This is a genomic window from Mesorhizobium sp. M7D.F.Ca.US.005.01.1.1 (assembly GCF_003952545.1).
Classification (GTDB): Bacteria; Pseudomonadota; Alphaproteobacteria; order Rhizobiales; family Rhizobiaceae; genus Mesorhizobium; species Mesorhizobium loti.
This window is the reverse complement of sequence record NZ_CP034453.1, coordinates 4,009,403-4,026,607: the sequence shown is the minus strand read 5'-3', so window position 1 is coordinate 4,026,607 and position 17,205 is coordinate 4,009,403. Positions and strand designations below refer to the sequence as shown.

The following is a 17,205-nucleotide window of genomic DNA, read 5'->3' as shown; positions in this document are numbered from 1 at the left end:
CACTTGTCAGTCGCCGCCCTTGCGCCGTTGACAAGGATCGGCGTCTTCCTATTGAATTGTCGACAATAGGAACGACAGCCATTGGAACGGCAATGCGCGTATTGATCTTGGGCGGGGGCGTGGTCGGGATCACCACGGCCTATCAGCTGCAAAAGGATGGCCATCAGGTCACCGTTCTCGAGCAGGCACCGCAGGTGGCCGAGGGCGCAAGCTGGGCAAATGCCGGCATGATCGCGCCCGGTCACTCTTTCGTCTGGTCATCGCCAGCCGCCCCAAAAATCCTGCTGAAGTCGCTGTTCCAGAAAGACCAGGCGCTTCGTTTCAAACTCTCCGCCGACCCGCATCTCTACTCGTGGTCGCTGCGCTTCCTGAGGGAATGCACGGCCGCAAGGGCGCGTCGCAACACGCTGCTCAAACATCGGCTTGCAGTCCATTCCCAATCGGTCCTGCAGGCGGTCGTCAGGGAGGAAGCGATCCAATACGACAGGACCTCGGCCGGCATTCTTTACTTCCATCGCAGCCGTCAGGCGCTCGACAAGGGCGTCGCCAACATGCGCCTGCTGGAGGCCGACGGCCAGGAGATCCGCATTGTCGACGCGCAGGAAATCGTTGACCGCGAGCCGGCGCTGGCTTCGTCGCGCGGCGACATTGCCGGCGGCATATTGTGTCCGACCGACGAAACCGGCGACGCCGCCAAATTTACGCGCGCACTGGCGGCCATCGTGGAAACGAGGGGCGGCAAGATCCTGACAAACACCAGGGTCGTCGGGATCGAACGCAGGAACGACGCGATCACCCGGGTCGTCACCGACAAGGGTGAGATCCTGGCCGACACCTACGTTCTGTGTTTGGGCGCGGAAAGCCCGATCCTTGCCCGCAAGATCGGCCTTGGCCTGCCGATCTACCCGATCAAGGGATATTCCCTGACCATTCCCATCGTCGACCAGGCCTTGGCTCCAAAACTTCCCGTTATCGATGAGCACAACCTCGTTGCCATCACGCCGATGGGCGATCGCATCCGCGTCACCGCCACCGCGGAATTCGCGGGCTATGATCGCAGCCACAAACCCTCCGATTTCACCTTCATGAAGCGTGTCACGCAGGACCTTTTTCCACACGGTATCGCCTATGATCGCGCCGAGATGCGGGCCTGTCTGAGACCTATGACGCCCGACAATCTGCCGATCCTCGGCCTGCGCAACATCAAAAACCTCTGGCTGAACACCGGCCACGGCCATATCGGCTGGACCATGGCGCATGGATCGGCCCGCATCGTCGCCGATCTGATCGCCGGCCGGGCTGCACCAATCGCCCTCGATGGTATCCTTCCCACACAGGCGCGGTTCGCCGAACCAAGCGCCGCAAAGGCTTGACCGACGCCATGCTCCGACCCACCAGGCAAAGCAACCAGGACAACAATGCGGCGTCGGCATCCAAGCCAATCAAGACCGGCCCGCGTGTCTATGAAGAGATCCGTCGGATGGCGATGGACTATCGCTTCAAGCCGAACGAACGCATCAACGAAGTGGCGCTTGCCGCGAGGCTGAACGTCAGCCGCAGCCCGATCCGGGAGGCCCTCCAGCGGCTGGTCACGGAGGAACTCATCACCTTCCAGACCAATCGCGGCTTCTTCTGCCGCGGCTTCGATGTCGACGAAATCGTCAATCTTTCCGATGTGCGGGCCGTGCTCGAGGACCGCTCCCTCAGGCTGGCAATCCAGCGCGCGACCAATGAGGAACTCGCCGCGCTCGTCGACTGGTGGACGCTGACCATGGCGCGAGCCGACTCATTTTCCAGCACTGAGCTGACCGCCAGGGACGAGGAATTTCACATCCGCATCGCCAGGCTGTCAGGCAATCCCGAACTGGCGCGCATGCTCGAAGGCATCAACACGCGCATCCATTTCGTTCGCAAGATCGAAGTGGAGAAGCACCGGCGACTGTCGACGACTTACACCGAACACAGCGAGATCGCCCGGGCCATGGTCGCCCGCGATGCCGACAGCGCCGCCAGGCTCATGCATGACCACATCGCCATCAGTGTCGCCGATGCCATGTCGACCGTTCGGGAAGGCCTCGCCCGGATATACATCGATGTAGGCCAGATCTGATCAGGCAACCTTTGCCGGTCAGGCGACCTTGTCGAGCAGCGGCCTCAGCGCCGGGTGGATTTCCGGCGAGGCGTGCTTGATCAGCGTCAGCAGCGCGCGTTCGTTCTCGTACAGAGGCCGGTCCGCGCCGATATGCTCGATCAGCCAGCCGGCTTCGCCGGCATCGATCGTCTCGGCGCGGCGGGCCAGGGCCTCGGCCGCCCTGTTCTTGGCTTCCCACTCGGCCTCGATGTCGCCTGGAGACCGATAGGCTTCCATGATGCCGGCAAGACCGCCGGAGATCATGCGGCTGAAGAAACCGCCGATTTCCGGATCGGCGTGTTCGAGGAAGACATCACGGCGCAGCGCCACATCGCGCGTCGGCGCTTCATAGCCGGCCGAGCACATGACGAAATTGGCGATCGCCTTGACGAACAGGTCGTTCCAGGACGGATCGTTGTGTCCTTGAGCGGTCCGCTCATTGATCCTGACCAGCACTTCGGCCTCGGCGCGGGTGATGGCGATGTTGCCGTCGCCGCCATGGGCATGGAGGATCCGGCGCAGCAGCTCGACCTCGGCCTTGGCGATCAAACCGGGAACCAGTGCGCCGCCGAGCATCAGCGGCCCCTTGCCGTCGATAACGGCATGCGCCACCTGCTCCAGCGCATAGACGCAAAGCTGACCCGGCGACGATCTCGCCTCTTCCAGCACATGGACCAGCAATTCGAGTTCGGTCCGGCTGTCGACCATGCCGTCACGCGAGATCGTACGGATCAGCCAGTCGGCATTGTCCTGCGAGATATAGCCCGACGGCTTTTCCTGGTGGACGATGTAGTCGGTGACCGCCTCGATGAAGAAGGGCGGCCATTCCTGGCATTTGTCCTTGGCCGTGGCGTCGAGCGCGAACAGCGCCTCGGCCTCGCCGCGCGTCACCACGCCATCGCCGAACACCTCATGGCGCAGCATAGCCACATCCTCCGCGGCGATGCTGCTTTTCGAGGTCAGCCCGGCCACCGGCGCACTCATGATCAATTCGCCCATTTGTCGTCCCCGTCCGCCGCCGGCAATACCAGCCCCAAAGCGTCATGCCTGCCACCATATCAGCAGTGTCTTGAAAAACCGGCAAACGGCGTGGTTAGCGAAGACTTGTCGGCCAATGCATGCCGCCCAAAAGTGTGCGGCGGTTTTGGGGGAACGACATGCATCAAAACAAAGAGCTAAAGTGCGTCGCCTGACTCCGTTTCAGCGCGACGCGCTTTAGATGTCGCTGACAGGTGACAAGCCGTCGCGCACAAGCTATGGATGGCGCGTCGAGGACTCAGGGTCTGAGTCCTACCTGTTTGCGGGAGAGAGCAGCGAAAGCTGCCGCCGAAGGGGAAATCGCCCGAAATCTCTCAGGCAAAAGAACCGTAGACGGGAAAGACACTCTGGAAAGTCGGGGCTTGCCCCCGCGCCGAAGGTGTAAGCGCCGCTGACAGAGTTCCGGCAGCGCGAGTCTCTCAGGCTTCAGACAGAGGGGCACGGACTGGTCGCCATTCGCGACCGATTGCGTGCGACTCTGGAGACGACATGACGGGCGACACAAAACACCTCCCCCTAGAAGATATCCACATGGCCGCCGGTGCGCGCTTTGGCGCCTTTGCCGGCTGGTCGATGCCGCTGACCTATCCGGCCGGCGTCATGAAGGAACATCTTCACACCCGCGAACGGGCAGGCCTGTTCGACATCTCGCATATGAAACTGTTCGAGGTCAGCGGACCGGAGGCGGTTGCGCTGCTCAACCGTGCTTGCCCGCTGGACGCCGGCGCGCTCGAGATTTCGCAGTCCAAATTGTCCTTCTTCCTGAATGAGGCAGGCGGCATTCTGGACGATCTGATCGTCACCAGGCTTGGCGATATCAGATTCATGGTGGTCGCCAATGCCGGCAACGCCGTGGCCGACGAAAAGCATTTGCGTGCGCTTGCCGCGGATTTCGACGCCAAGGTCGAGCCGCTCGACCGCGTCTTTCTCGCCATCCAGGGTCCAGAGGCCTGGGCTGCTCTTTCCCGCGCCGGCATCGAGACCGGCTCGCTGCTGTTCATGCACGGTGTGGAACCGCGGAAGACCTGGTTCATGAGCCGCTCAGGCTATACCGGCGAGGACGGTTTCGAGATCGGGCTGCCGGAGGCCGATGCGCGTGACCTCGTTGCGAAGCTGCTCGACGACGAGCGCGTGCTGTGGATCGGTCTGGCCGCCCGCGACAGCCTGCGGCTGGAGTCCGGGCTCTGCCTTCATGGTCAGGACATCACGCCGGAGACCGACCCGGCCAGTGCCGCGCTGATGTGGGCGATCCCGAAGGAGGTCCGTGCTTCTGGCGCTTTCATCGGCGCCGATGCGCTCCGCGCCGCCGTGGAACGAGGACCCGCGCAAAAGCGAGTTGGGCTTAAACCGGAAGGCCGCCAGCCGGTGCGCGGCGGTGCCGCGCTCTTTGACGCCGACGGCAAGCCCGCTGGCCATGTCACATCGGGCGGCTTCGGCCCCTCGGCCGGCCATCCGGTCGCCATGGGCTATGTCGCGGCATCGCTGGCCAAGCCGGGAACACGGGTCTTCGCCGATGTTCGCGGCACGAAAATCCCAGTCGATATCAGCTCCCTGCCCTTCACTCCGCATCGCTACCGCAAAGGATGATTTCCATGGCAACGACCTATTTCACAACCGATCACGAATGGCTCCGCGTCGAGGGCGGCATCGCCACCGTCGGCATCACCGACTACGCGCAGGAACAACTCGGCGATCTCGTCTTCGTCGAATTGCCGGAGACCGGAAAGAAATTGACCAAGGGCGACACCGCCGTCGTGGTCGAATCCGTCAAGGCGGCTTCCGACGTCTACGCGCCGGTCGATGGTGAGATCACCGAAGCCAACGGCACACTGTCGTCGGACCCGTCACTGGTCAATTCGGCGGCAACCGGCGCCGGCTGGTTGTGGAAGATGAAGCTTGCCGACGAAAGCCAACTCGCGGGCCTCATGGATGAGGCCGCCTACAAAGCCCATATCGGCTGATATCAGGACGTATTGACATGACCGCAGCACTCACTCCCTTCTCGGCCCGCCATATCGGTCCGAGCGTCAACGATGTCAGAGCCATGCTTGCCGTGATCGGCGTTCCGTCCGTCGAGACGCTGATCAGCCAGGCCGTGCCGCAGTCGATCCGCCTCGACTTGCCGCTGGCCCTGCCCGCACCGGCCAGCGAAGCGGAAGCGCTGGCCGAATTGGCGGCGACCATGGCCAAGAATATGGTGCTGAAGAGCTTCATCGGCGCCGGCTATCATGGCGTCCATGTGCCGCCGGTGATCCAGCGCAATTTGTTCGAGAACCCGGCCTGGTACACCGCCTACACGCCCTATCAGGCCGAGATCAGCCAGGGCCGTCTCGAAATGCTGTTCAACTTCCAGACGCTGGTCACTGAACTGACCGGCCTGCCGGTGGCATCGGCCTCCTTGCTCGATGAAGCGACCGCCGTCGCCGAAGCCGTCGGCATTGCGCTGCGCCACCACCGCGACAAGCGCACCAAGGTGGCGCTGGCCGGCACGCCGCACCCGCAGACGCTGGATGTCGTGCGCACCCGCGCCGAGCCGCTCGGCATCGAGATCGACGGCGAGACGATCGACGACAACACCGCCGCTTTGCTCGTCTCCTGGCCGGATACGTTGGGCGTCTATGGCGACCACAAGGCGGCGATCGACAAGGCTCGGGCGACCGGTGCCATCGTCGTCTTCATCGCCGACCCGCTCGGCCTGACCTTGACCGATGCGCCGGCAAAACTTGGCGCCGACATTGCCGTCGGCCCAATGCAGCGTTTTGGCGTGCCGATGGGCTTTGGCGGGCCGCACGCCGCCTATTGCGCCGTCTCCGACAAGTTGACGCGACTGATGCCCGGCCGTCTGGTCGGCCAATCCACCGATAGCAAGGGCCGGCCCGGCTACCGGCTTGCCTTGCAGACCCGCGAACAGCATATCCGCCGCGACAAGGCGACCTCCAACATCTGCACCGCGCAGGCGCTGCTCGCCAACATGGCGACCGCCTATGCCATCTGGCACGGCCCCGCCGGGCTGCAGGCGATTGCCGGGCGCATCCATGCGCTGGCCAATCGTCTGGCAAGCGGCCTCGAGGCGGCAGGCGTATCGGTAATCGGTGCCAGCCGTTTCGACGGGGTGACAGTGGAGACCAAGGGCAAGGCGGCGCAGATCGCCGCTGCGGCTGAAAAGACCGGTCGCCTGCTGCGCGTCATCGATGCGGACCATGTCGGCATCAGCTTCGACGAGACCTCGACGTATGCCGATCTCGATGCGATCGCGGCCCTGTTCGGTGCCAAGGCTGGTTCCTCAGCCGGCAGCACAGTGCCCGGCAAGCCGCGCGGCAAGGAGTTCCTGACCCAACCTGTGTTCCATGAGAACAAGTCGGAAACCGACATGATGCGCTTGCTGCGCCGGCTGGCCGACAAGGATCTGGCGCTCGACCGCAGCATGATCCCGCTGGGATCCTGCACCATGAAGCTCAACGCCGCGGCGGAAATGATGCCGGTAAGCTGGCCTGAAATCGCCAATTTGCATCCCTTCGCGCCGGCAAGCCATTCGGCCGGCTATCGTGCCATGATCGACGAGTTGGAAGGATGGCTGTCGGAGATCACCGGCTTCGATGCGGTCAGCTTGCAGCCCAATGCCGGCAGCCAGGGCGAGTATGCCGGCCTGCTCGCCATCCGCGCGTATCATCGCTCGCGCGGCGAAGGCCATCGCACCGTCTGCCTGATCCCTTCCTCCGCGCATGGCACCAATCCGGCGAGTGCGGCGATGGCCGGCATGAGCGTCGTCGTCGTGCGCTGCCTGGAGGACGGCAATATCGACATGGACGATATGAGAGCCAAGGCCAACGAGCATTCCAAAAATCTCGCGGCGCTGATGTTCACCTACCCCTCGACGCATGGCGTCTACGAGGAAGGTGCGCGCCACCTCTGCGCCCTCATCCACGAGCATAGCGGCCAGGTCTATTTCGATGGCGCCAACCTCAACGCCCTGGTCGCCTTGGCGCGACCCGCCGATATCGGCGCCGACGTCTGTCATATGAACCTGCACAAAACTTTCTGCATTCCCCATGGCGGCGGTGGCCCGGGCATCGGCCCGATCGGCGTCAAGGCGCATCTGCAGCCCTATCTGCCGGGACATGTCACCGAAGGTTCGGCGCACGCCGTGTCGGCCGCACCATTCGGCAGCGCCTCGATCCTGCCTATCACCTGGATGTATATCCGCATGATGGGCGCGGCCGGACTGAAGCAGGCGACGGAGACCGCCATCATCTCGGCCAACTACGTAGCGACACGGCTCGCGCCGCACTTCCCGCTTCTCTACAAGGGTAGGCACGATCGCATCGCGCATGAATGCATCCTCGACACCCGCGTGCTCAAGGACAGCGCCGGCATCAGCGTCGACGACGTCGCCAAGCGTCTGATCGACTACGGCTTCCACGCGCCGACCATGTCCTTCCCGGTCGCCGGCACGCTGATGGTGGAGCCGACCGAATCCGAGCCCAAGCGGGAACTCGACCGCTTCTGCGAGGCGATGATCGCCATCGCAGGCGAGGCAGCGAAAGTCGCCAGGGGCGAATGGCCTTTGGCCGACAATCCGCTGGTCAACGCGCCGCACACCGCCGCCGAGGTGCTGGCCGCCCAGTGGACCCATCCCTACTCGCGCCTGGAGGCGGCCTATCCCGCCGGCGACGCCGACACGGCAGCCAAGTACTGGCCGCCGGTGTCACGCATCGACAATGTTGCCGGCGACCGCAACCTGGTCTGCTCGTGCCCGCCCCTGTCGGACTATCTGGGTGCAGCGGAATAATTAAGCGGAGCGCAAGGCCGGCTTGACCGGGTCGGCCTTGTCTAGTGCCGTCCGACCGATGACGCAATTTCGACCGGCGCGCTTGGCGGCGTAGAGCGCCGCGTCGGCCTCGGCAAGCACGTCATCGAGGGTGCGGCCGCTTGCCTCGCCAAAGCCGATGCCGCCGCTGACCGTACTGCGCAACTTGCCGAGTTGGGTGGCGACGATCTCGGTGCCGAAGGCCACACAGATCTTGCTGGCGAGATCATGGGCCTTCTCTTCCGTCATTCGCGACATGACGACGGCGAATTCCTCGCCGCCCAGGCGAAAGGCGTCGACGCCGGTCCTGGCATATTTCTTGATCACCGCGGCGAAGCGGCACAAGACCTGGTCTCCGACCGGATGACCATAGACATCGTTCGTCCGCTTGAAGTGGTCGAGGTCGAACATGACGACGGACATGAACGGACCGAAACTCCGCTCACCGTAGAGCGACGTCAACGCCCGGCGGTTCATCAACCCCGTCAGCGGGTCGGTCATGGTCTCGGCCTTCAGCTCGATCTGCGCCTGCAGATGGTGGAGGGAGAGCGTCAATGCGCCGAGCCCGGTCATGCAGGCCACCGCCACAACGGAATTCAGTCGTTCGGCCCAGTTGTCGGGCGCGGTCGCGAGCGTCCATTGCCCCTTGGTCAGCAGAACCATGCCGCAGAGCGCAAACGACACCGCGCAGGTGCCGCTCAGAAACGAAACCACCAGCAGGATGCGGCGATCATGGCTGCCGTTGATCCAGAACATGGCGCCGATCGCCGACAGCAGCGCCGTCACCGTGGTGTAGGTGATGATGAAGCCGACGCCATCAAGGCCCAGAAGGGTCACGGCGGCACAGATAGCCATGGCGGCAAGCGCCGGTGCAACGGCACGTCTGTAGCCGTGCACGCCCAGATATTGCATGGCCGACACGCAGAGGATCAGGAACCCTAGAGTGAGCAACGCAAGCACGATCTGACAGAGCAGCGGATCGGGATCCTTGGTGTATCGCCAGAACAGGATCACATGCGCGACGAGCACCAGAATGCCGCACGCCACCGTTAGCACGAAGCCTGCCTTGGGCGCGGTGAACCAGATCGCAAACATGGTGACGCTGAGGCAGATGCCCGACAGCGCGGCTGCGAGCAGGAGCGAACTGAAGTCCAGCATATCGGGCAAGGGCCTCTCGAGCGTCGGCGGTTACGCCGCATTCTAGGTCAGCTGCAGCCCTCAGACGTGGTTTTCAGCCGATCTTTCGACGCAACCTGCCGATAGGGTTTACAAAGCGTCGATGCCTTATGTCCCGAAACCGGACCTGGGACGCAACGACCGGATCAACCCTTGTTCAAGAGAGCGAGGTTGGCGTTGACGACAGTGGGATCGGCCATGCCGGCCTTCGCTTCGAGCAGCAGCGCCTTGGCCTTCTTGCGATTGCCGCGCAGCAGTTGCGAATAGCCCATGTTGTTGACGATCTGCGGCTTGCGGCCGGCGACTTTCAAAAGCTGGCCATAGGCACGGTCGGCGAAGTCGAAGCGGCCGAGCTCATCATAGGACGCAGCGAGCCCCATCCAGGCCTCGGCATTGTCGGCCTTCAACTCGACGGCCTTGCGAAAGTGCTTTTCGGCGAGGCCGTAATTGGCGTCGCGAAACTGCGCCTTGCCTTGCGCCAGATCGGAGGTGTCGATGCCTTTTGCCGCCGGTTGGATAGCGGTGGTCTTGGTCGTGTCGACGCCACCCGTCGTACAGCCAGACATCATCAAGACGGCCGCCAGCGCGGCCATTGCCGTGAACTTACTGTGACGCATGCCCCTGCCTCATCGCCCGATTTGCCGGGTCGTTCTTCAGGAAACACATTACATGAGCGGCGATTAAACTTCGGTGCCGAAACGCCGCTAAAATTTGGTTTCGGGCACACCAGCCATTAACCACCAGGCACAAGACGAAGACTTATTCCCGAGCGAACCCCTGCAGCAAGGGCGTGAGCGGCCTTTTCACGGTCCCATGACCTTGAGCGCTTCCGGAACCGGGTAGCGGCTGCCGTCATAGCGCAGCCGGTAGGTCCGGTTGATCGGCTTGCCGGGATGGGGTTGGCACTCGCCATCCTTATCGGGAGACGGGTTGTCCGTATCCGTCCGCTCGGCCACCGAGATATCGTGATAGCCGCGATGGCTCACCGGGCTCATCGCCAGGCTGACCTGGCTCGAATGGAAGGATCCCGCACAATTGGCATCGCCTTCGCCGCCATTGCCGGCCACGACGAGGCCATCGAGAACCAGCCGCAAGGTATCGCCAGCGAGGGCATAGAGCCGCAGGTCGGTTTCGCTGAAGGGGTTGGCCTGCGAATGGTTTGCGATTTCGATGCGCAGGCCGAAGGCGGAGACCTCGGGCGCCAGCCTATAGCGGCCGGTATCGAGGTCGATCTTGCGGATGGCTAGGGCATCATCGGTGATTAGCCCTGGCTGGAGCAGGCGCTGGCGCACCTGCAGGCTGTTCCTGTCGACGACCAGAAGCTCGATATCTCCGACATGTCCGTCGTCGCTGGATTGGGCGCTGTCGGTCAGCGGCACTGCGACCAGCAGCAGGTCGTCATGGGCGGGCCATATCCTGCAGACCAGGACAAATGGCGAATCGGCATCCGCCAGGGCGATGCTGATATGGGGTTCAAGCGTGAACGAGGCGCCGTCGGCGCTCTTTCGAGCCTTGGGATAGGCCTGCTGCACCAAGGCGGCAGCATCGCCGCAATCGCCCGCCGCGGCCCAGGCGGGCGACAAACTGACCGCTGCGAGGCCAAGGAAGAGGGTGCGCAACAGCATTCGCATGGGCTTCTCACGTCGCAGGGGCAGAGTGCAGGCAGAACAATGGGTTGTCAGCCCCTCGATGGGGCTTTCGTGGGGCGCTCGCTAGTGCGCCGTCATTTTGACGATGACTGGAATCGCCGCAATCATCAACACCACCGGCAGGATGCACACCACCACCGGCACCGACATCTTGGCCGGCAGGGCGTGCGCCTTTTCCTCGGCCAGCGACATGCGCTTGTGGCGCATATCGTCGGAAAAGACGCGCAGCGCTCCTGACAGGCTGGTGCCGAGTTCCTTGGACTGTTGCAGCAGCGTGGCGAAGGAACGCACCTCGTCCAGGCTGAGGCGGTCGGCGAGCGCCTTCAGCGCATCGTCAAGGCTGCGCCCTGCCCTCAGCTCCAGCGACACCAGCTGCAGGTTCTGGCTGAGCGCGGGGTAAGTCTTGGCGAGTTCCTTCGAGACGCGCTCGATGCCGGCCTCCATGCTCATGCCGGCATCCGAGCAGACGATCATCAGGTCCATGAAATCGGGAAAGCCGTTGCGGTACTCACGCCTGCGTTCCCGCACTTTCTGGCTCAGCACGAGGCCGGGCAGGAAATAGCCGGCCGCTCCCGACAGGATGACGAATGTCCAGCGGCTGGCCATCGTCGCGTCCGGGCTGGCCATCCACCGGTTGAGCACAAACACGCCGATTGCCGTGCCGATCATCGCGGTGAAGCGGATCAGGAAGAACATGCCGACAGCGCGCGGCTCCATATATCCTGCCTGGATGAGCTTCATGCGCAGCCGGGCGACATTTTCCGGATCGCTCCTGGCGTAGAATTCCTGCGCCCGCTTCACCGCCTTCTCGCGCACGACGCCGGTATTCTTCTTCTGCACCGGCTCGGGCTTTGCGGCCACGGGACCGTTGTCGACCCTGAGCCGGCGCATTACCTCATTGCGATCGCCCTTCGCCGCCATCATAGGCCATGCAACAGCGGCAGCGCCCGCGGCCAGCAGCAGGATGGCCACCGGCATCAACGAGGTCGGGGCGAGCGAGGCGAGGAATTCGATGAAGCCCTGCATGTCAGAACTTGAAATTCGACATCTTGAACATCATAAAATTGCCCAGCATCAGCCAGGTGATCGACCCACCAAGCAGGTACCAGGTCTTCGGCTCACCCCAGACGTCGCGGTAAAAGCTCGGCATCAGCGCCATGATGGCGGCAAACAGCAAGGCCGGCACCGCCGTCAGGATGTAGGCCGACATTCGGCCTTCTGTCGCAATGGCGCGCACCTTGCGGCGCAGCTTGCCACGCTCGCGGATTGTCGTCGCCAGGCCGTCGAGGATCTCGCGCAGATTGCCGCCCGAACTGGTCTGAATCGAGACGGCGGTGACGAACAGCGGCAGATCCTCCTGTCCGACCCGGTCGAACAGCGAGTTCAGCGCCGAAACCAGATCGGAGCCATAGGTCACTTCGTCGGCGATGACGCCGAACTCGGTGCCGATCGGGTCCGGCATCTCGCGCGCGACCATGGCGATCGCCACCGGCACTGGGTGGCCGGCCTTCAGGCCACGCGTGATCAGTTCCAGTGCCTCCGGCAGCTGCATGCCGAACCGCTTCAGCCGGCGCTTGCGCTTGAAACGCAACGTCAGCACCGGCAGCACCGGCACAAGCACCAGAAACAGGACAAGTCCCATCAGCGGTGGCAAGCCGTACCAGATGGCGACCAGACCAGCGGCGAATGCGACACCGCAGGTGATCATCAGGAATTTCGACAGCGGCATGATCATGCCCGACTGGGTTCGCAGAGCGCGGAACCGGTCCGGCGAAAACAGCGGCGTGCCAGCGTCAAGGCCCCGCTCCTTGCGCAATTGGACGAGCACCTGCTCCTGGCTGATCTTGTGTTCCTGCAGCTTCATGCGCCGGTTGATGGCGGTGCGCTTGTCGCTGCGGCCGGCATAAAGCAGGTAGCAGGCCTCGGCGATCAGGATGCCGGTAAGGGCAGCCGCGGCATAGACGACGTAGATCGCGCTGAGCCCGTCGAACACTTCGCTACTCCTGCGGCCGACCGGGTTCGAAATATCGTCCGGGGAACTCGATGCCCATGGCGCGCAGATCCTCGAGGAACCGCGGCCGGATGCCGGTCGCCTCGTAGTAGCCGAGGATCTTGCCGTCGGCCTCCATGCCGGTACGCACGAAGCGGAAGATCTCCTGCATCTGGATGACATCGCCTTCCATGCCGGTCACCTCGGCGACGCTGGTCACCTTGCGCTTACCGTCGGACAGGCGCGTCAGCTGGACGATCAGGTCGAGCGCGCTGGCGATCTGACTGCGGATCGACTGCACCGTCATCGGCATGCCGGTCATGCCAAGCATCTGCTCAAGCCGCGAGATGGCGTCGCGCGGCGTGTTGGCATGGATGGTCGCCATCGACCCTTCGTGACCGGTATTCATCGCCTGCAGCATGTCGAATGCTTCCTCACCGCGGCACTCGCCGAGGATGACGCGGTCGGGGCGCATACGCAGCGCGTTCTTGACCAGGTCGCGCTGCTTCAGCTCGCCATGGCCTTCGATGTTGGCCGGACGTGTTTCCATGCGCGCAACATGCGGCTGCTGCAATTGCAGCTCGGCCGCGTCCTCGATGGTGATCAGCCGCTCATCTTCCGGGATGAAGGCCGACAGCGCATTGAGCATGGTCGTCTTGCCGGTACCGGTACCGCCCGAAATGATCGTCGTCTTGCGGGCATGCACGGCCGCCGCCAGCACTTCGGCCATGTTCTGGGTGATGGCACCGAATTCGACCAGTTTGTGCAGGCCGAGCTTATTCTTGGAGAACTTGCGGATCGACACCAGTGGTCCATCGACCGCAACCGGACGGATGGCCGCGTTGAAACGCGAGCCGTCCAGCATGCGAGCATCGACCATCGGCTGCGATTCGTCGACGCGACGGCCGACCGCGGCAACGATCTTGTTAACGATGCGCAAGAGATGCGCCTCGTCCTTGAACGGAATATGGACCGGCTGCAGCTTGCCCTTCTTTTCGACAAAGCAGTTCAGGTGGCCGTTGATCAGGATGTCGTTTATGTCGGGGTCCTTGAGCAGCGGCTCGAGCGGGCCGAGGCCGACCATCTCGTCGACGATGTCGTCGACCAGCGCATCAAGTTCGACGGTGTTGATCGCCATCCGCTCCTGCTTGGTCTTTTCCGACACGAAATCATGCACTTGCCGGCGCATCTCATCCTTGGGCAAACGCTCCAGCGCGACGAGATTGATCTCCTCGAGCAGCAGCCGGTGGATGCGCACGCGCGCATCGAGCACCTTGTTGGCATTCTTTGCCGGTGCTGCTTCCGGCTTTACCGGCAAAGCCTTTCGGCTCGTCGGAATGACGACGGCATGATGGGCGACCGGCATTGGCTCGGCAGTCCGCTGCGGACGCGCATCGCGGTTCTGCAAGGTGGAGAAGCGGCTGGTCATCCGGCTTTCCTCTTCAGCAATCCACGGCCCATGCCAAACAGCGAGCGTGATTTCGCTCGGGTTGGGACCGCTTCCTCCGGCAGGATGATCTTCTTCAGATCATTAATGACATTGGCGTTCGGATCGATCTCGTGCAGCGGCACACCGCGATCGACCGCCTCACGCACCAGCCTGTAGTTGTTGGCGATGCCGCCGACGAAATGCTCGCCGAGAATTTCCTGGACGTCCGCCTGCTTGATCCCGTTGTCGAACATCTTCTGTTCGAAGCGGTTGACGATGACGTTCGGCTTCACCTCCTTGCCGGCGGTCTCGTAGACCGCCTGGATCAGCCGCTGCGTATGGCGCAGGCACGGCACCGTCATCTCCGCGACGATGTAGAGCTTGTTGGAACCGAGCAGCACCGTCTCCGTCCATGGAAACCAGGTGCGCGGCATGTCGATGACGACATTGTCGAAATAGGCCGAAACCAGGTCCAGCATGCGCACCACGACATCGGTCTTGAACGAGCGCATTTCCGACGGATGCGTCGGTGCCGCCAGCACGCAAAGTCCGCTGGCGTGCTTGGACAGCATCACATCGAGCAGTTGGCGATCGAGGCGCTCGGGCTGGTTCTCGATCTCGGTGATGTCGAAGCGCGGTTCGAGGTCGAGATATTCGGCACAGGCGCCCTGCTGGAAATTAAGGTCGACGACGCAGGTCGAGGCGCCGCGCGTCACCGAATGATGCAGCTGGAAGGCGGTTTGCAGTGCCAGCGTCGTGGTGCCGACGCCGCCCGCGGCCGGCATGAAGGTGTAGATCTGCGACTCGGTGTTTTCCTCGCGCCCGGGTCCTTGCAGCGCTCGCACCACGGAGCGCACGAGATCGGCGGTGGTGATCGGCTTGACCAGGAAATCCGCGACCTTGAGCTGCACGAGAATGCGCACCGCGGCCGCGTTGAACTCCTGCGTGACGACGACAACCGGCACCTTGTCCTCGAGCCGGCGCATGACGCGCTGCAGCGACTCGACCTCCTCCAGTCTTGCCGCATCCATGTCGACGATGATGGCGCCGAAGTCGGCTTCCTGGATCTCGCCGCGCAGCTCCGTGACACTCTTCTCCACTGTCGAGAGCTGGATGATCTCGGAGGCGGCGAATGCGGTCCGCGTGTCCTGCACAAAGGTCCTGTCGGTCGATACGAGCAGGATCTTCCTGGTCTTGATGCCGTTTGCCATTCTGTCAGCCTGTCAGGTCGCCATTGGACCAGTTGCCCGTTGGATCAATTAGTCGTGCTGGACTGCGACGCCTTCGTTTCGGCCGCCTGATCGGGGGTGACGGCCGCAGCGGCGCCTCGCTGGGCCGGCACCAGAAGTCTGGTGTTCTGGACTCCGTACTTCCAGGGATCGACCATCTGCATGACGGTGTTGGCAGCCTGCGCTTCGCCGGCGCCGATCGTCGGCCCTTCGCTGCGCACATAGTCGTCGCTGGTGCAGCCAGCGGCAAAACCTGCCAGCAGCAAGGCGATGCTCGATCTCAAGACCAGGCGCATGACTTCAGTCCTTCGGCAGGTCAAGGAAATGCCCGACCGTGGTGACGGCAGCCGGCTGCGCGACGCTGCCGTCGGCCATTGCCAGCGCGCGGTTGGCGTCGGACGTCTTCACTTCCTCGGTGTTGTTGAGAAAATAGTCAGCGTTGCTGGCCGGCTGCGTGCCGTCGGTCGGCTCGACGAGCTTCTTCGACGGATCGACCGGCTTGACCAGATAGGGGGTGACGATGATGACTAGGTCGGTCTCACGCCGCTGATAGGATTTCGAGGAGAACAGCGCCCCAAGCACCGGCATCTTGCCGAGACCGGGAATGCGCGACGTGGTGATGTCGTTTTGCGACTGCAGCAATCCGGCGATCATGAAGCTCTGGCCATTCTTCAGGTCGACCGACGTCCTGGCACGGCGCACGATGAAGCCGGGAACCGAGATGGTGCCGATATTGTAGGAGGCCGAGGCGTCGATCGAGGAGACTTCCGGCGCGATGTCCAGGCTGACCAGCCCGTCCTTCAGGACGGTCGGCGTGAAATCCAGGCTGACGCCGTATTTCTTGTAACTGACCGAGATCTTGCCGTTGTCCTCGGAGACCGGGATCGGGAACTCGCCGCCGGCGAGGAAGCTCGCCGTCTGGCCGGACCGGGCGATCAGGTTCGGCTCGGCCAACCGACGGGCGAGACCGCGTTCCTCCAGTGCTTTGATGGCGATATCGATCGACACGCCGTTCGACAAAAGCCGACCGATGATCTCGCCAGTGCCGGCCGTCGGCACTGTACCCGGATCGAGCGAGACGTCGCGGCCACCAAGGCCATAGGCGAAATTGGCGGCGTATTTGGCGCCCAGATCCTGGCCCGCCTGGCGGTTGATCTCGACGAAGCGGACGTTGAGCTGGACCTGCTGCGACGACGAGATGTTGACCGAGTTGATCACCTCTTCGGTGCCGGAAAAGCGCGTCGCGATCTTGTTTGCCTTTTCGGCGGCGACAGCGTCATCCGCCTCGCCCGATAGCACGACACGGCCATTGGCCGAGCCGACCTTAATCCTGGCATCCGGCACGCTGGCGCGAATGGTGCTGGCCAGTTGGTCGGTGTCGAGCGTCACCTCGATGTCGATGGTGCCGACAAGCTGCTTCTTCTCGTCGAACAGCGCGATGCCGGTGGTGCCGAGATTGTTGCCGAGCACATAGAAGGACTTGTCGGTCAGCGGATTGACGTTGGCGATCTCCGGATCGCCGATGACGATCTGGTAGAAGGCGGCACTCGTCATGATCGTCTTTGGCTTGCCCTTGGCAACCTTGATCGACGCATTCTTGGTCGACGACACATAGACGATGTCGTTGTCGGCCTTGGCGCAGGTGCCGAAGGCCAGCATCGTGGCGGCAGCCAGCGAAGCCGCGACAGCCACGGTGCGCAAAACGCGCAACCGTCCCATGACCCTGTATGTGATCAGCCCGAACATTGTCCCGTCC

At 63.1% G+C, this 17,205-nt stretch carries 15 protein-coding genes and 1 riboswitch; of the genes, 5 read left to right on the top strand and 10 right to left on the bottom strand.

Translation table 11 applies throughout. The features are described from left to right. Nucleotides 1–92: 92 nt before the first annotated feature. Nucleotides 93–1,373, top strand: coding sequence for a D-amino acid dehydrogenase (locus EJ076_RS19245; protein ID WP_126068941.1), 1,281 nt, complete (start codon nt 93–95; stop codon nt 1,371–1,373). 8 nt (nt 1,374–1,381) lie between these two features. Further along, nucleotides 1,382–2,110, top strand: coding sequence for a GntR family transcriptional regulator (locus tag EJ076_RS19240; protein WP_126068940.1), 729 nt, complete (start codon nt 1,382–1,384; stop codon nt 2,108–2,110). Between the two features lie 18 nt (nt 2,111–2,128). On the opposite strand, the gene EJ076_RS19235 is transcribed toward EJ076_RS19240, so the two are convergent. Further along, nucleotides 2,129–3,130, bottom strand: a complete 1,002-nt coding sequence (locus tag EJ076_RS19235) for a hypothetical protein (RefSeq protein ID WP_126068939.1) — start codon at nt 3,128–3,130, stop codon at nt 2,129–2,131. 292 nt (nt 3,131–3,422) lie between these two features. Further along, nucleotides 3,423–3,509, top strand: a riboswitch (glycine riboswitch). Between the two features lie 149 nt (nt 3,510–3,658). On the opposite strand from EJ076_RS19235, the gene gcvT reads away from it, so the two are divergent. Genes gcvT through gcvP form a run of 3 tightly spaced genes read left to right on the top strand, consistent with a single transcriptional unit; the run spans nt 3,659 to nt 7,958 of the window. Then, nucleotides 3,659–4,756 (top strand): glycine cleavage system aminomethyltransferase GcvT, encoded by a 1,098-nt coding sequence (gcvT, locus tag EJ076_RS19230; protein ID WP_126068938.1) that lies wholly within the window; start codon nt 3,659–3,661, stop codon nt 4,754–4,756. Nucleotides 4,757–4,761: 5 nt separating this feature from the next. Further along, nucleotides 4,762–5,130 (top strand): glycine cleavage system protein GcvH, encoded by a 369-nt coding sequence (gene gcvH / locus EJ076_RS19225; RefSeq protein WP_126068937.1) that lies wholly within the window; start codon nt 4,762–4,764, stop codon nt 5,128–5,130. A 17-nt stretch (nt 5,131–5,147) separates the two neighbouring features. Next, complete coding sequence (gene gcvP / locus EJ076_RS19220; RefSeq protein WP_126068936.1) at nt 5,148–7,958, top strand: aminomethyl-transferring glycine dehydrogenase; 2,811 nt, start codon at nt 5,148–5,150, stop codon at nt 7,956–7,958. On the opposite strand, the gene EJ076_RS19215 is transcribed toward gcvP, so the two are convergent. The 9 genes from EJ076_RS19215 to EJ076_RS19175 form a co-directional block, all read right to left on the bottom strand. Beyond that, nucleotides 7,959–9,134 (bottom strand): GGDEF domain-containing protein, encoded by a 1,176-nt coding sequence (locus EJ076_RS19215; protein ID WP_109671506.1) that lies wholly within the window; start codon nt 9,132–9,134, stop codon nt 7,959–7,961. Nucleotides 9,135–9,298: 164 nt separating this feature from the next. Then, nucleotides 9,299–9,769 carry a hypothetical protein gene (locus tag EJ076_RS19210; RefSeq protein WP_109671507.1) on the bottom strand — a complete coding sequence of 157 codons (471 nt, stop codon included), beginning with the start codon at nt 9,767–9,769 and terminating at the stop codon, nt 9,299–9,301. Between the two features lie 186 nt (nt 9,770–9,955). Further along, nucleotides 9,956–10,777: a hypothetical protein gene (locus EJ076_RS19205; RefSeq protein WP_126068935.1), complete on the bottom strand. Its 822-nt coding sequence runs from the start codon at nt 10,775–10,777 to the stop codon at nt 9,956–9,958. Nucleotides 10,778–10,864: 87 nt separating this feature from the next. Continuing rightward, a complete protein-coding gene (locus EJ076_RS19200; RefSeq protein ID WP_109671509.1) occupies nt 10,865–11,827 on the bottom strand; it encodes a type II secretion system F family protein in 963 nt (320 codons plus the stop codon). Between the two features lies 1 nt (nt 11,828). After that, the gene (locus tag EJ076_RS19195) at nt 11,829–12,794 is read right to left on the bottom strand and encodes a type II secretion system F family protein (protein ID WP_126068934.1); all 966 of its coding nucleotides are present in this window, start codon (nt 12,792–12,794) and stop codon (nt 11,829–11,831) included. Nucleotides 12,795–12,798: 4 nt separating this feature from the next. Then, nucleotides 12,799–14,220 carry a CpaF family protein gene (locus EJ076_RS19190; protein WP_109671511.1) on the bottom strand — a complete coding sequence of 474 codons (1,422 nt, stop codon included), beginning with the start codon at nt 14,218–14,220 and terminating at the stop codon, nt 12,799–12,801. Next, nucleotides 14,217–15,431: a CpaE family protein gene (locus tag EJ076_RS19185; protein ID WP_109671512.1), complete on the bottom strand. Its 1,215-nt coding sequence runs from the start codon at nt 15,429–15,431 to the stop codon at nt 14,217–14,219. Before EJ076_RS19185 ends, EJ076_RS19190 begins: the two co-directional genes overlap by 4 nt. 44 nt (nt 15,432–15,475) lie before the next feature. Further along, a complete protein-coding gene (locus EJ076_RS19180; protein ID WP_109671513.1) occupies nt 15,476–15,745 on the bottom strand; it encodes a hypothetical protein in 270 nt (89 codons plus the stop codon). Nucleotides 15,746–15,749: 4 nt separating this feature from the next. Further along, complete coding sequence (locus tag EJ076_RS19175; RefSeq protein WP_126068933.1) at nt 15,750–17,195, bottom strand: type II and III secretion system protein family protein; 1,446 nt, start codon at nt 17,193–17,195, stop codon at nt 15,750–15,752. Nucleotides 17,196–17,205 lie beyond the last annotated feature (10 nt).

Excerpts from the sequence above, each read along its gene's own strand:
- gcvH (WP_126068937.1), top strand. The coding sequence starts at position 4,762 with ATGGCAACGACCTATTTCACAACCGATCACGAATGGCTCCGCGTCGAG.
- EJ076_RS19215 (WP_109671506.1), bottom strand. The coding sequence starts at position 9,134 with ATGCTGGACTTCAGTTCGCTCCTGCTCGCAGCCGCGCTGTCGGGCATC.
- EJ076_RS19205 (WP_126068935.1), bottom strand. The coding sequence starts at position 10,777 with ATGCTGTTGCGCACCCTCTTCCTTGGCCTCGCAGCGGTCAGTTTGTCG.
- EJ076_RS19185 (WP_109671512.1), bottom strand. The coding sequence starts at position 15,431 with ATGGCAAACGGCATCAAGACCAGGAAGATCCTGCTCGTATCGACCGAC.
- EJ076_RS19240 (WP_126068940.1), top strand. The coding sequence starts at position 1,382 with ATGCTCCGACCCACCAGGCAAAGCAACCAGGACAACAATGCGGCGTCG.
- gcvP (WP_126068936.1), top strand. The coding sequence starts at position 5,148 with ATGACCGCAGCACTCACTCCCTTCTCGGCCCGCCATATCGGTCCGAGC.
- EJ076_RS19175 (WP_126068933.1), bottom strand. The coding sequence starts at position 17,195 with ATGTTCGGGCTGATCACATACAGGGTCATGGGACGGTTGCGCGTTTTG.
- EJ076_RS19210 (WP_109671507.1), bottom strand. The coding sequence starts at position 9,769 with ATGCGTCACAGTAAGTTCACGGCAATGGCCGCGCTGGCGGCCGTCTTG.
- EJ076_RS19245 (WP_126068941.1), top strand. The coding sequence starts at position 93 with ATGCGCGTATTGATCTTGGGCGGGGGCGTGGTCGGGATCACCACGGCC.
- EJ076_RS19200 (WP_109671509.1), bottom strand. The coding sequence starts at position 11,827 with ATGCAGGGCTTCATCGAATTCCTCGCCTCGCTCGCCCCGACCTCGTTG.
- EJ076_RS19235 (WP_126068939.1), bottom strand. The coding sequence starts at position 3,130 with ATGGGCGAATTGATCATGAGTGCGCCGGTGGCCGGGCTGACCTCGAAA.
- gcvT (WP_126068938.1), top strand. The coding sequence starts at position 3,659 with ATGACGGGCGACACAAAACACCTCCCCCTAGAAGATATCCACATGGCC.
- EJ076_RS19180 (WP_109671513.1), bottom strand. The coding sequence starts at position 15,745 with ATGCGCCTGGTCTTGAGATCGAGCATCGCCTTGCTGCTGGCAGGTTTT.
- EJ076_RS19190 (WP_109671511.1), bottom strand. The coding sequence starts at position 14,220 with ATGACCAGCCGCTTCTCCACCTTGCAGAACCGCGATGCGCGTCCGCAG.